14 protein-coding genes are annotated in these 12646 nt (G+C 41.1%); 8 read left to right on the top strand and 6 right to left on the bottom strand.

The window, feature by feature from the left end; genetic code table 11:
* Positions 1–44: 44 nt before the first annotated feature.
* Both B3V56_RS11775 and B3V56_RS11770 read right to left on the bottom strand, forming a co-directional pair.
* Entirely contained in the window at positions 45–683 is a 639-nt protein-coding gene (locus B3V56_RS11775) for a DUF502 domain-containing protein (protein WP_286305696.1), read from the bottom strand.
* A gap of 25 nt (positions 684–708) precedes the next feature.
* Complete coding sequence (locus B3V56_RS11770; RefSeq protein ID WP_286305697.1) at positions 709–981, bottom strand: FmdB family zinc ribbon protein; 273 nt, start codon at positions 979–981, stop codon at positions 709–711.
* Positions 982–1139: 158 nt separating this feature from the next.
* Between B3V56_RS11770 and B3V56_RS11765 the strand changes: the two genes are divergently transcribed.
* The 7 genes from B3V56_RS11765 (at position 1140) to B3V56_RS11735 (ending at position 7336) form a co-directional block, all read left to right on the top strand.
* Positions 1140–2909 (top strand): ABCB family ABC transporter ATP-binding protein/permease, encoded by a 1770-nt coding sequence (locus B3V56_RS11765; RefSeq protein ID WP_289281751.1) that lies wholly within the window; start codon positions 1140–1142, stop codon positions 2907–2909.
* 201 nt (positions 2910–3110) lie between these two features.
* Positions 3111–3554 (top strand): plastocyanin/azurin family copper-binding protein, encoded by a 444-nt coding sequence (locus tag B3V56_RS11760; protein WP_286305698.1) that lies wholly within the window; start codon positions 3111–3113, stop codon positions 3552–3554.
* Positions 3555–3738: 184 nt separating this feature from the next.
* Positions 3739–4335 (top strand): ubiquinol-cytochrome c reductase iron-sulfur subunit, encoded by a 597-nt coding sequence (gene petA / locus B3V56_RS11755; protein ID WP_286305699.1) that lies wholly within the window; start codon positions 3739–3741, stop codon positions 4333–4335.
* Entirely contained in the window at positions 4335–5564 is a 1230-nt protein-coding gene (locus B3V56_RS11750) for a cytochrome b (protein ID WP_289284323.1), read from the top strand. The genes petA and B3V56_RS11750 overlap by 1 nt, the downstream gene beginning before the upstream one ends.
* Positions 5561–6262: a cytochrome c1 gene (locus tag B3V56_RS11745; protein WP_289283268.1), complete on the top strand. Its 702-nt coding sequence runs from the start codon at positions 5561–5563 to the stop codon at positions 6260–6262. The genes B3V56_RS11750 and B3V56_RS11745 overlap by 4 nt, the downstream gene beginning before the upstream one ends.
* A 43-nt stretch (positions 6263–6305) precedes the next feature.
* Positions 6306–6923, top strand: coding sequence for a glutathione S-transferase N-terminal domain-containing protein (locus B3V56_RS11740; RefSeq protein ID WP_289283267.1), 618 nt, complete (start codon positions 6306–6308; stop codon positions 6921–6923).
* Between the two features lie 5 nt (positions 6924–6928).
* On the top strand, positions 6929–7336 hold the full coding sequence (locus tag B3V56_RS11735) for a ClpXP protease specificity-enhancing factor (protein WP_286305703.1): 408 nt from the start codon (positions 6929–6931) through the stop codon (positions 7334–7336).
* A 1-nt stretch (position 7337) separates the two neighbouring features.
* On the opposite strand, the gene B3V56_RS11730 is transcribed toward B3V56_RS11735, so the two are convergent.
* Genes B3V56_RS11730 through B3V56_RS11720 form a run of 3 tightly spaced genes read right to left on the bottom strand, consistent with a single transcriptional unit; the run spans position 7338 to position 10915 of the window.
* Positions 7338–8711: a sigma-54-dependent transcriptional regulator gene (locus B3V56_RS11730; RefSeq protein ID WP_289283266.1), complete on the bottom strand. Its 1374-nt coding sequence runs from the start codon at positions 8709–8711 to the stop codon at positions 7338–7340.
* The gene (locus B3V56_RS11725; protein WP_289283265.1) at positions 8711–10207 is read right to left on the bottom strand and encodes an ATP-binding protein; all 1497 of its coding nucleotides are present in this window, start codon (positions 10205–10207) and stop codon (positions 8711–8713) included. The genes B3V56_RS11730 and B3V56_RS11725 overlap by 1 nt, the downstream gene beginning before the upstream one ends.
* A 27-nt stretch (positions 10208–10234) precedes the next feature.
* A complete protein-coding gene (locus B3V56_RS11720) occupies positions 10235–10915 on the bottom strand; it encodes a hypothetical protein (RefSeq protein WP_289283264.1) in 681 nt (226 codons plus the stop codon).
* 78 nt (positions 10916–10993) lie between these two features.
* On the opposite strand from B3V56_RS11720, the gene B3V56_RS11715 reads away from it, so the two are divergent.
* Positions 10994–11470 (top strand): DUF302 domain-containing protein, encoded by a 477-nt coding sequence (locus tag B3V56_RS11715; RefSeq protein ID WP_289283263.1) that lies wholly within the window; start codon positions 10994–10996, stop codon positions 11468–11470.
* A gap of 26 nt (positions 11471–11496) precedes the next feature.
* Here the strand turns inward: B3V56_RS11715 and B3V56_RS11710 are convergent, their stop codons facing one another.
* The gene (locus B3V56_RS11710; protein WP_289283262.1) at positions 11497–12378 is read right to left on the bottom strand and encodes a quinoprotein dehydrogenase-associated putative ABC transporter substrate-binding protein; all 882 of its coding nucleotides are present in this window, start codon (positions 12376–12378) and stop codon (positions 11497–11499) included.
* Positions 12379–12646: the final 268 nt, after the last annotated feature.

The following is a 12646-nucleotide window of genomic DNA, read 5'->3' as shown; positions in this document are numbered from 1 at the left end:
TGCAATTGAGTTCTGAATAGTTGAATTCGAACCCATCAATTTATTTAACTTAGGCTTTTGTTGTCGGCCTGTTGTTTGTGCAATTGTTCTTTCTTCCAATCTGGAACAACAACCCCCATTGAGATAATCATTTTCAAGCCTTGTTCGACTGTCATATCCAACTCAATAACATCCTCTTTCGGCAGCATCAGCACAAATCCTGAGGTGGGATTCGGTGTCGTTGGTATAAACACACTCATCACTTCAGATTGTGTTTTTTCTTGTACTTCACCAAGCTGATCAGATGTCATAAAGGCTAGGCTCCAGACACCTTTCCTTGGATATTCCACTAGCAATACACGACGAAATGACTGACCATCGGTTGTTAATACTGCTTCTAATATCTGTTTAATGCCAGCATATAGTGTTCTGACTAAGGGAATCCTAGATAACAAAGATTCCCAAGCATTAACTAAACGTCTTCCTAATAAGTTGGCAACAATCATACCGGTTGCTAACACCAATACAACCGCTAACAAAACGCCTAATCCAGGGATGTGAAACCCTAATAAATTATCTGGCTGATACGCATGAGGTAATAGTAATAATGTTTGATCTAAAAACCCCACGATAGCGCGGATAACTAAAAAGGTGATACCCAAGGGCATCCATACAAGTAATCCGGCTATCAGGTATTTACGCATTTACTTTCTAAATAAAATGTATCAATCAATGGCAGCCACAGCCTGTTCCGCATGCAGCTGCACTAGTCTTTTTTGCGCTATCGCTTGCCCCACTCTCAGCTAAGTTACGTTTACTACCTGTTTTAAAGTCAGTCTCGTACCAGCCATCTCCTTTCAAGCGAAATCCTGAAGCTGATACCAGTTTACGCAGCTGCGCTTGTTCACATGCCGGGCAATGCACAAGGGGCTCATCACTAATTTTTTGCAGTGCTTCAAATTCATGTCCACAGGCATCACAGCGATATTCATAAAGTGGCATTATTCCTTCCTCATACTATAGAAAAATGTTGGAGACCACTTTTAATAGTGTCTCGAAAACCGCATTTCAAGAGTTAAACTCATTAATTATAACTAAAAAGTTCTCTTGCCGCCGTGCTCACTTTCAACATGGGTATTTTAATACGCTAAACTATATCGATGAGATCCCATAATGATTGGCAGGCCATACGCCGACTTCTTCCCTTTTTAAAGAAATTCAAAGGCCGTGTATTGTTCGCACTTGGCCTTCTGACGCTAGCAAAATTGGCTAACGTAACCGTCCCTATTACTCTGAAACATGCCATTGATGCTCTAGACCCTCAACATCAAGAGATTATTTACCTTCCCGTTTTTATGCTGGTTGCATATGGTCTTTTACGCTTTGCTAGCAGCGCTTTTAGTGAGCTGCGTGACGCCCTGTTTGCCAAAGTAATATTTCGCTCGGTTCGGCGAATAGCGACACAAATTCTCTCACACTTACACGATCTATCTTTGCAATTTCACTTACAGAGACAGACGGGGGGCATATCACGTGATATTGAGCGTGGTAGCCGAGGCATCAGTTTTCTGATGAACTTCATGATATTCAATATATTACCAACACTGGTAGAAATAGGCCTTGTTAGTGCCATCTTGCTTATCAACTATGACAGCATTTTTGCGATTATTACCACCAGCACCATTCTCATATATATCTTCTACACACTCATCATCACTGAATGGCGAATGCGTTATCGTCGAAGAATGAATGAGATGGACTCTCAAGCTAATAATCAGGCAATAGACAGCCTGATGAATTACGAAACGGTCAAATACTTCAACAATGAGACTCTCGAAGTGTCTCAATACGATGAAAAACTGGCTTCCTGGGAAAAGTCGGCCATACATAATCAGACATCGTTATCGGTATTAAATATCGGACAAGGCATTATCATTTCTGCTGGTCTGACCGCTCTCATGTTACTTGCCAGTCAAGGCGTCGTTAATGCTCAGTTATCACTTGGTGATTTGGTACTCATCAATGCTTACCTCCTCCAACTCTATATGCCGCTGGGCTTTCTTGGTTTTGTCTACAGAGAAATTCGTCACTCACTGGCAGATATGGAACGGATGTTTAATTTGCTCGATCAACAGCGTGAGGTACCAGACAGCAGGGATGCAGTTGAGATTGATGTGAATGCAGGAGAAATTAAATTTGTTAACGTAAGTTTTTCCTATCATGCCGATAGAATGATATTAAAAAATATCAATTTCACAGCTAAAGCAGGACAAAAACTCGCTATCGTCGGCCCCAGTGGTTCAGGAAAATCAACAATTATCCGGCTACTTTATCGCTTCTATGATCCACAAGTTGGTCATATTGAAATAGATAATCAAGACATAAAGACGGTTAGCCAAAACAGTTTACGAAAGCACATTGGTGTTGTTCCTCAAGACACCGTTTTATTCAACGATACGATTTATCACAACATTGCTTACGGCAAGCCCTCAGCCAGCAATGAACAAGTCATTATGGCTGCAAAACAAGCTAATTTAGATGACTTTATTAATAATCTACCAGACGGGTACGAAACCATTGTAGGTGAACGAGGATTAAAGCTATCAGGGGGGGAGAAACAGCGTATCGCCATCGCACGAACACTGCTAAAAGCGCCTGAAATCCTATGCTTTGATGAAGCCACTTCAGCGCTTGATAGTCATGCAGAGCAGCGTATTGGGCAAGAAATCATCAATATCAGTGCGAACAAAACCTCACTGGTTATTGCACATAGACTTTCCACTATTGTCGATGCGCATCAAATATTGGTGCTAGACAAAGGGCAGATTGTAGAACAAGGGACACACCAGCAACTCCTACATCAACATGGCGTTTATGCATCCATGTGGCGCCTCCAGCAAAACTACAGAGAAATACCTCATCGTGAGTAAACGGGTTATTTGACACATTTCCATGAGTTTTTTTGGACTTTCTGACAAAACTCAGGTTAGTATGTCGCGCGGTTCTGACCGACATAAATCAATACATACAACAAGATAACGATTTATACCCGTTCAGTTTCGGTTCAGTTTGGTTGTGCCAAACTTGCATCGCACTGGGTCAAATAACCCAATAAAACAAGAGGATTAAAAATGAAATATGGTAAATCACTTATTGCTGCGACTTTAACTGCGGCTACTTTAATGTCGACTTCTGTAATGGCTGAAAACCATACTGTGACAGCTCAAGTAACAGCTTTCAAACCAATGGTTATTAAAGTACAACCAGGTGATACTGTTTCTTTCGAAAACATGAACGGACATATCGCTAATACAAAATTCGTTCAAGCTGACGGTGAACATGAATATATTCCAGAAGGCGCCACTGGCTGGACTTCACAAATGGGTGAAAACTTCACCACACCAGAATTAACAAAAGAAGGTGTTTACTTATATAAATGTGACCCTCACTGGGGTGCAGGCATGGGTGGTGTCATCATTGTCGGCGAACCAACAAACTTAGAAGCTATCAAAGCAACTAAACCAAAAGGCGCTCTGAAACGTCTAGTGAAAAAAGCTGAAAAAGCTGTCAAATAAGATCGACTAAAATCGTTCTGAAATGAGAAGCCCGCCTAATTCTAGGCGGGCTTTTTTGATCATTTACTTCCAGTACTATGATAATATTTATGAGTTTTGTAGTTAACCGTGTCATCAAACAATAATAATTGGTGCGGTTAATAAAGAATTTAAAGATTTTCAGATAGCTGGGAGGACTCCGTCGATGAGTCACAATGTCGATACAGGCAAAAGGCGTTTTCTGACTGCAGCTGCCAGTGTTGTTGGTGGCGCTGGTGCAGTTGCCGTTGCCGTACCATTTGTTTCGTCCATGTTACCTAGTGCTAAGGCTCAGGCCGCCGGTGCACCCGTTGAAGTGGATATTAGTAAGTTAGAAAAAGGGCAGTTATTGACCGTTGAGTGGCAAGGAAAGCCTGTCTGGATTTTCAGACGTAGTGAAGAAACTATCCAAACGCTTGTTTCTCTGGATGAGAAACTCGTCGACCCTCATAGTGAAATGGCTAGTCAACAACCCTCTTATTGCCAAAACGAAGCACGCTCTATTCGAGATGAATTGATGGTGCTTGTTGGCATTTGTACACATTTAGGCTGCTCCCCGACATACCGACCAGAATTAGCACCAGAAGATCTTGGCAAAGATTGGAAAGGTGGTTTCTTCTGTCCATGTCATGGTTCAAAGTATGACCTCGCTGGTCGTGTTTTCCAGAATATGCCTGCTCCGAAAAATATGCTCGTGCCTCCTTATCATTTTGAAGGCGACAATGTAGTGATTGTAGGTGAAAGTTTAGAAGGAGCCGCGTAATGTTTTCCGGATTTATGAACTGGGTAGATGCCCGCTTCCCTGCATCAAAAATGTGGCGTGAGCATCTTTCTGAATATTATGCGCCAAAGAATTTTAATTTTTGGTACTTCTTTGGTTCATTAGCTTTACTGGTTTTAGTCATACAGATTGTCACCGGTATATTTCTAACCATGAATTACAAACCTGACGCAGCCTTAGCGTTTGCTTCTGTTGAATACATCATGCGCGATGTTCAATGGGGTTGGCTGATACGGTATATGCATTCCACTGGTGCTTCAGCATTTTTTGTTGTTGTTTATCTTCATATGTTTCGAGGCTTAATCTACGGTTCCTATAAGCAACCACGTGAACTCGTATGGTTATTCGGGATGTTGATATACCTTGTACTGATGGCGGAAGCATTCATGGGTTATCTGCTACCTTGGGGACAAATGTCTTATTGGGGTGCTCAAGTTATTATTTCGCTATTCGGCGCCATTCCTTTTATAGGTGAGCAACTGGCATTATGGATTCGAGGTGACTTTGTTGTTGCAGATGCCACGCTGAATCGTTTCTTTGCCTTCCATGTCATTGCTTTGCCTATTGTCTTGCTTGGGCTTGTTGTCGCACACATCATTGCTTTGCATGAAGTTGGCTCTAACAATCCTGATGGCGTTGAAATCAAGAAACTAAAAAACAAAGAAGGTAAGCCTTTAGACGGTATTCCTTTCCACCCCTACTACACGGTGAAAGATATCGTGGGTGTTATCGTCTTCCTCATCATATTCTCACTGGTATTGTTCTACATGCCAGAGATGGGTGGCTGGTTTCTGGAGCACGCTAACTTCATCCCTGCAGATCCATTAAAAACTCCAGAACATATTGCACCTGTTTGGTATTTCACTCCGTTTTATGCCATTTTGAGGGCTGTACCAAGTATCAATGCTTCTGCATTTCCTGGTGTGGTAGCAATGGGCTTATCTATCGTATTTTTATTCCTATTACCTTGGTTAGATAGAAGTCCAGTTAGATCCATTCGTTACCGTGGCCCTTACTTTAAGATCGCTCTTACCTTGTTTATTATCAGCTTCTTTGTTCTCGGCTTTTTAGGCACACAACCTGCCACAGAGCTGTACACATTGATAGCTCAAATTTCGTCAGTCGTCTATTTTGCCTTCTTCATCTTTATGCCGTTTTATACGAAATTTGACAAAGATAAACCTGTGCCAGAAAGGGTGACATTCAAATGAAATCATTAATACTGACATTATTAATTTCGCTCGCCTCATTTCAGGTGCTAGCAGCAGAAGCCACTCACGTTGATAAAGTTGAAGTTGATATTACTGATCAAGCTTCTCTTCAACGGGGGGCAAAAACCTTCGTTAACTATTGTTTGAGTTGTCATCAGGCTGCCTATATGCGGTATAACCGTATGGCAAAAGATTTGGGGTTAACTGATGATCAGGTCAAAGATAATCTGATGTTCGCATCTGATAAGGTGGGTGACACCATGACGGTTGCTATGCGCCCAGAAGATGCAAAAAAATGGTTTGGTGTAACACCACCAGATTTATCTGTGATCGCGCGTTCCAGAGGAACAGACTGGTTATATACTTATCTGAGAACATTTTATCTTGATTCTTCTCGTCCCGTTGGTACGAATAACCTGGCATTTAAAGATGTTGGTATGCCGCATGTTCTATGGGAACAACAGGGTTATCAGACCAAAGACGAGAAAACAGGCGAATTAATCTCACCTGAAAATGCACCACTTTCTACACATGAATATAATCAGTTAGTTTATGATTTAGTTAACTTTCTTGAATATATTGGTGAGCCATCAAAACTTCAGAGAATGGCACTTGCCAAATGGGTTCTGCTGTATCTGGTATTATTTTTACTGATTGCATATCCATTGAAAAAAGCTTTCTGGAAAGATGTTCACTAAGTCACCATTGATGAAAATAACAGATGATAGGATCAGATAAAAAATGAATAGTACTCGCCGTTCTAAGATGACGGTTTTCTCTGATCCTATCTGTCCTTTTAGTCATCAGATCCGTATCATTCTTCATGAAAAAGAGATTGATGCCAATATTGAGTCTTTAACCGAAGGTAATTGGCCCGAAGAGGTTGCCATTGCTAATCCTTATGGTATTGGTCCAACATTATTTGATCGTGACTTAGTGCTATTCAATGCCAGTGTCATTGCTGAATATTTAGACGAACGCTTTCCTCATCCACCATTGATGCCTGTTGACCCAGTCGCCAGGGCAAAGACACGTCTAATGCTCTATAGAGTTGATAGAGATTGGTACTCACACTGGAATGTCATCTCAGGACGTGAAAAAGGGAATGTCAGCAAAGCCCGTAAAACGATTCAAGAAGACTTGACGGTACTTGCGCCCTTATTTGAAGACTCAGCATTTTTTATGGGTGATGAATTTTCTATATTGGATTGCACGCTTGCGCCATTGTTATGGCGACTTCCAGCTTTAAAAATAAAGCTGCCTGCCAGCGCCGCTGCAGTAGAAAAATATGCACAGAAAATTTTCCGTAGAGAGAGTTTTCAACTGAGTTTAACGCCAGCAGAAAAGGCCATGCGATAAATCTTATGACTTCACAAAAGCCATATCTTATTCGAGCTATACATGAGTGGTTACTCGATAATGCCAGCACACCATATGTATTGGTCAATACAGAGTATGATGGTGTTCAAGTACCCACTGATTTTGTACGTGATGGACGTATCGTGCTCAATATTGCACCTGATGCGGTTAGAGATCTTCATATCAACAATGACTGGCTCAGCTTTTCAGCAAGATTTGCAGGAAAGCCGATGGATATTTTTATCCCCGTGATTGCTGTTCAGGCAATTTATAGCAAAGAAAATAATGAAGGTATGTTTTTTCCAGAAGAGGATAATCCGCCTCCACCACCACATTCACCTGAGCCAGATGAAACAGTGGAAAAAACAGCTAAAAAACCAGCAAGCCGTCCAAGCCTGAAAGTCGTCAAATAGTTTATAGCTGATATTTTTCCATACGATAACGCATCGCCATTCTGGTTAAGCCAAGCTCACGAGCAGCACGTGAAACGTTTCCAGCAGTGCGTTCCAGCGCTTTTTCTAATAAATATTTTTCTACTTGTTCCAAGGTCATATGTCCAAGTACTTCAACAGGATCTTGTTGAAGTGATTTCGTGACGGTTGTCTGCATTATTAACTGGGGTATATCTATTAAACCATCTGTAGACATCATGACGGCACGTTCAACCACGTGCTGTAACTCGCGAATATTGCCAGGCCAGTGGTAATCTTCCAATGCATTTACCGCGGTCTCAGTAAAAACGGGTAAATCAAGTCCATATCGTCTTGCCACTATGGCGACAAAATGCGCCGCGAGTGGTGCAATATCCATTTTTCTCTCTCTGAGTGGAGGCATCTGTAACTGTATGACGTTTAGACGAAAGTACAGATCTGAGCGAAACTCACCATCAGCTACCATTTGAGGAAGATCACGGTTTGTGGCTGCAATAAAATGTGCAGAGACGGGTCTTTCCTGTGTAGCACCAATACGTCTCACCTGACGCCGCTCTAAGACATTCAGTAATTTCGATTGCAATTCAATTGGCAGTTCGCCTATCTCATCCAAGAAAACAGTGCCAGCTTCAGCAACTTCAATGAGTCCTGCTTTAGCTTGGTGTGCATTTGTAAATGCCCCTCGCTCATAGCCAAAAAGCTCAGCTTCTATTAATTCTTTTGGTAATGCAGCACAATCAACGTGCACAAAAGGCTTGTCACGCCATTTACCCGATTGATGGTAGTAGCGCGCGAGCACATCTTTACCTGTACCTGTCTCACCATTGATCAAAATAATGGGAAACTCAGTTTCTGCACGATCAACTAACTGGATTATGCGTTCCATTTGCTGCTTAATTGAATGCATGGCACTACTGTGACCGATCATCACCACAGGCTCGCTACCATGTGCCTCTCGCACATGGGAATAGTCAAGTTGCTGGCTCAGCTTTTGTGTTTGCATCACCTTATTTAAGGTCAGTACGAGCTCATCTAAGTCGACTGGCTTTTTCAGATAGTCTGTTGCCCCCAGTTTCATGGCTTGAACGGCATCTTCTAACTCACCGTAGGCTGTCATCATAATGACAGGAATGGCATGCCATGATTGATGTGCTCTCAGACTTTGTAAAAAATCGAGTCCACTAGCATCCGGTAAACGAACATCGAGCAAGATGACATCCGGTAATGATTTTTCTAAATACACATTGGCATCAGTGATCGTTTCCATCACTGTTGCGGTATGACCTTCTCTTTGAAGCCGCTTCAAAACAGATTTTGCAAACAATGTTTCATCTTCGACTAGTAAAACATTCAACATCAAGTAACCTTAATTAATTTGGGGAGTTTAATTGTGACCGAAGTGCCTTTTTCCTCGTTAGCGTTATAAATTAGCTCTCCTTGGTGCTGCTTTATGACTTTTAAAGTAAAAGGGATGCCTAAACCAAAACTGAGTCGCTTGGTTTCATCTCTACCAATCACATTCTCTTCTATTGGATCAAAGTTAATTCCTTTCCCTTTGTCACGAATGCTGAGTTCAATGTGATCAATGTCTTCTTTGTATACCAGTACTATTTCTGATGAAACAGCTGATGCTTCAATCCCATTCTGTAGGAGGTTAAATATAGCTTGCTCCATCAAATTAATGTCAATCATCAGTTCAGTAGAGCCAGTATCCCAGCCTTCACGTCTGATTTGTATATCTTTGTCTTTAAGCTGCAAATCCATCATTAGGAGTGCATTATCTGCGGCAGCCGTCAATGAATGGTAAATAAAATGGGCTTTGATAGGATGCAAATAGGTTAATAAGGAGGTCACCCAACGTTCAAGACGGTCAACAGCGATAATGATATCTTTTAGTGCTTCCTGAATTTCTGGTTCCGTATTCTCATCAAGCGTAACTTGTGATGCAGCGCGTATTCCTGCTAATGGGTTCCTGATATTGTGGGCAACAATAGGAACCAGCTCACCCAAAGCAGCTTGTTTTTTTGCATCAATGAGCCGATCACGATTGATGGCCAAATCATTCGCCATAGAATTTATCGCATCAGAGAGACGAACTAATTCCTCCACGCCACCACGCATTATTTCATGCTTGAGATCACCTTTACTAAAACGCCGCGCGCCATGCATAACTCTGGCGAGAGGTTTAAGTACATTATTATTAACAAACTGTCGTGACAGTAACAATAAAGTGAATGCCAGTAAGACAGGGATAGGAACCAATAACATTAACTGTGACATCCATTTCTGCCGATCATCAGCCAATGCGTACTGCTTACTATTAAGTAAGCTTTCAAACTGGCCAAAAGCATCCTCAAGCTCTTTAAAGGTGTATTTTTCCAATTGTAGGTTAAGTAACTCTTTTTGCTGCTCAGAAGGATTATCTGCCGTTAGTAATAGAGATGTCTCACCGTGAAATCGCTGATAAGCAACCTCAATATCGATAACTGCGTGTAATTCTCTCCCTTCAATTGCTTCCTGTTTGAGTTCCTGAATGAATCCATTGATTCTGTTGGTATAGTCTTCATATTCCTCAGGAGCAGACTCATCATCTAAAAAGTTTGCATCAAAGACTTCTTTTAATTGTCGATATAACTCACCCCGGATATTTTGCATATGATTATTCATCGAGGTTAGCCGTAAAGATTCCTCCGAACTTTGCTGCCATGCAAACGCCCAGACAATACCAACACAGGCAGTCACCAGAATAATAATGAAGAAGCTAAGCTCATGTAATAATAATGAGCCTTGAATACTCCGAAAACGAGATAGTAGTTTCATATAAAAAAAACGGGCTGTTGTTAGCCCGTTCAATCATGTTCCTGTCAGATAAATAATAACTTAGGCTGGCTCATAACTTTCAAAAGTAATACTTTCATCAACCAAAGCCGCTTCACCTTCATGCCAAGTGTCGCCATCGGGCACAATGGTCCTAACCTGATAAATTTCACCAGGAATTTCTTCTGATAGAGTAAATATATAATATTTGCTCGCATATAGCTTATAACGTGCATTTTTAGGATCGTTGATATACGGTTGAATGATATACTGCGTGCCCTTCACTTTTTTACCGTTGTAATCAATATCAACCTGTTTTTTTTCTGCGCCTGCCGCCATTGCCCAGCGAATTTTACGCTGAAAATAGCGCCATTCACCGCCTGTCAGGCGCTTCATATCGTGTACATCAAACTCTAAGAATAAGACAAACACACCATTGCCACGCTGATTTTCCATAGGTTCGTATGGACGTTTAAATTTGCCGGTAAAAAAATCAAACGCGAGATCACGACGACCAGTATTACGAATATTAGACACCTGCATTTTTATAGTGTCTTGTCGTGAGTCTTCAACAAAACTCTCTTTTTTATATTGGTATGTTAATTCACCTGGCTGAGTAATATTTTTCAAGTGTGCTTTATCAAACAACTCATTATTGACTTCAGAAAACCCCGGCTCAGCATATGCAGAACTGAATAGAACAAGAAGCCAGCCTGTCACACATAGCATTAGTATTTTTTTCACTTCGAACCTCTCTCTTTTTTACTTCAATTTTATAGTGTTATTCTTTATGGCTATTCATTATAAATTAGCGATAACCTTATGAAACATGATCGTTTAATTACGCGCTCCATGAAAGCAATATTGTTAGTTTTGACACTATATTTCCTTATTTCGTGCAGTCAATTTCAGCCTGCGGCTCAGATATATGAACGCACTAGCCCTTATTCATTTGAAGACACCCTGTTAAATCTTGATATTGCTATTTCTGAGCAAAACTATCGCATTATCCATCGTAGTCATATTGGACAAGCCGTCCGGGATCGGGGAGATGATGATTTTCCTCTAGCGACTATCACCAACTTTTGTAACATCACCTATGCCAAAGAAATGATGCAAATTAATCCACAGCTCATCAACGAGATGCCCTGTTTTATTAGTGTACGTCAGTCTGGTTCAGATGGCGTGGTGGTTAGCACAAAATTAATGGATGAAGATATCGCCGATACAAAGCAAAGCGAATTTGCAAAAAAAATTAATCTCAATCTGAAAACAATTATCGGGGCAACTATTGAATAGTCACCCCGATACCGGTTTACTTCATCCTAATCGTCATCATCTTTGCGAACACGTTTTTTAGGATATGGATTCACATTTTCCAGTGAAGGCAAATGATATTGAGCCATTATTGCATCAATCTCATCTTTATTTTTTGCTAGAAACTCGTTCAGAAGTGCATTCCATTTTTTATCCTGATAGCGTGTTCCCATACTAAAACTAAAAATAAAGGCCTCACCTAATTCATTCAAAGGCTGTACTGTCATCGGAACATCTGATTCGTTAGCGTAATAACCTGCAATCGGGCCCCATAGTAATGCCACATCAATTGTATCTTTTGCCAGTTCTTCATTAATGATCCGACCTGCATTAACACGGGCATCGCCTGGCATCATTTGGAAATATTGAATTTGGTCAGTCAAACCAAGATCCAACAGCGCTTTTGTTGCTACGCCACGATCAAAAATACCAATGCGCAGTGGTTTACCATCTTTTTTGGCTGTAGCAATATCTTTTAATTGATTCAGTTCATACCCTTCGCCTTTACGATAAACCATCGCTTCAATTGAGCTCCAATATGGTTTAGTTGGTTTTAGAAAGTCAGTATGCTCTGGAATACTCATCGCTAAATCACACAAAAACAATCCTGTCTCTGGATCAACTTTTTTAATTGTATTTCGTGAAAAGCCAATTCGTTGCGGGAAAAAGTAATACTCAACAGGTAATCCTAATTCTTTACCTAGTAGCTCAGCAATCTTATTGTCAAAACCTTCCCCTTCTCTATTTGAGTAAGGTAGGTTATAGCCATCGGCACAGACGCGAACGGCTTTTTGTCCAGGTAGGGGCTTCAAGTCACCTGCTGCATATGAGGATGTTGAACCCAGTAGGACTCCCATAATAACTAGTGCCCAATACTTTATTTTGGTCATTCTCTCTTCCTTTTTTTGATTATGAAAAACTTTCGACCATAAAGCTAACATATTTGTTTCAAAAAAAAGACCCGACATCAAAAGATGCCGGGCCTTCTATTCAGATTAAGATTACAGCGTAATCTATATCATCTGGGTCTTACAGGCTGAATACACTCAGAACACCACCCAGGTTAGTCCAGCTAGACAGTGATTTGTATGCACCGACTGCGCCAAGACCATCTGTGTCGTTTTCTAAGCTTGGAATCGCCATACCGATACCAGCCCA

Origin of the sequence: Methylophaga sp. UBA2513 (assembly GCF_002341285.1) — a bacterium.
Classification (GTDB): Bacteria; Pseudomonadota; Gammaproteobacteria; order Nitrosococcales; family Methylophagaceae; genus Methylophaga; species Methylophaga marina.
This window is presented reverse-complemented; position numbering and strand designations above follow the sequence as displayed.

Coding starts and splice junctions, on each gene's coding strand:
- B3V56_RS11710 (WP_289283262.1), bottom strand. CDS start 12,378: ATGACCAAAATAAAGTATTGGGCACTAGTTATTATGGGAGTCCTACTG.
- B3V56_RS11735 (WP_286305703.1), top strand. CDS start 6,929: ATGACTTCACAAAAGCCATATCTTATTCGAGCTATACATGAGTGGTTA.
- B3V56_RS11715 (WP_289283263.1), top strand. CDS start 10,994: ATGAAACATGATCGTTTAATTACGCGCTCCATGAAAGCAATATTGTTA.
- B3V56_RS11775 (WP_286305696.1), bottom strand. CDS start 683: ATGCGTAAATACCTGATAGCCGGATTACTTGTATGGATGCCCTTGGGT.
- B3V56_RS11740 (WP_289283267.1), top strand. CDS start 6,306: ATGAATAGTACTCGCCGTTCTAAGATGACGGTTTTCTCTGATCCTATC.
- petA (WP_286305699.1), top strand. CDS start 3,739: ATGAGTCACAATGTCGATACAGGCAAAAGGCGTTTTCTGACTGCAGCT.
- B3V56_RS11760 (WP_286305698.1), top strand. CDS start 3,111: ATGAAATATGGTAAATCACTTATTGCTGCGACTTTAACTGCGGCTACT.
- B3V56_RS11730 (WP_289283266.1), bottom strand. CDS start 8,711: ATGTTGAATGTTTTACTAGTCGAAGATGAAACATTGTTTGCAAAATCT.
- B3V56_RS11745 (WP_289283268.1), top strand. CDS start 5,561: ATGAAATCATTAATACTGACATTATTAATTTCGCTCGCCTCATTTCAG.
- B3V56_RS11750 (WP_289284323.1), top strand. CDS start 4,335: ATGTTTTCCGGATTTATGAACTGGGTAGATGCCCGCTTCCCTGCATCA.
- B3V56_RS11765 (WP_289281751.1), top strand. CDS start 1,140: ATGAGATCCCATAATGATTGGCAGGCCATACGCCGACTTCTTCCCTTT.
- B3V56_RS11770 (WP_286305697.1), bottom strand. CDS start 981: ATGCCACTTTATGAATATCGCTGTGATGCCTGTGGACATGAATTTGAA.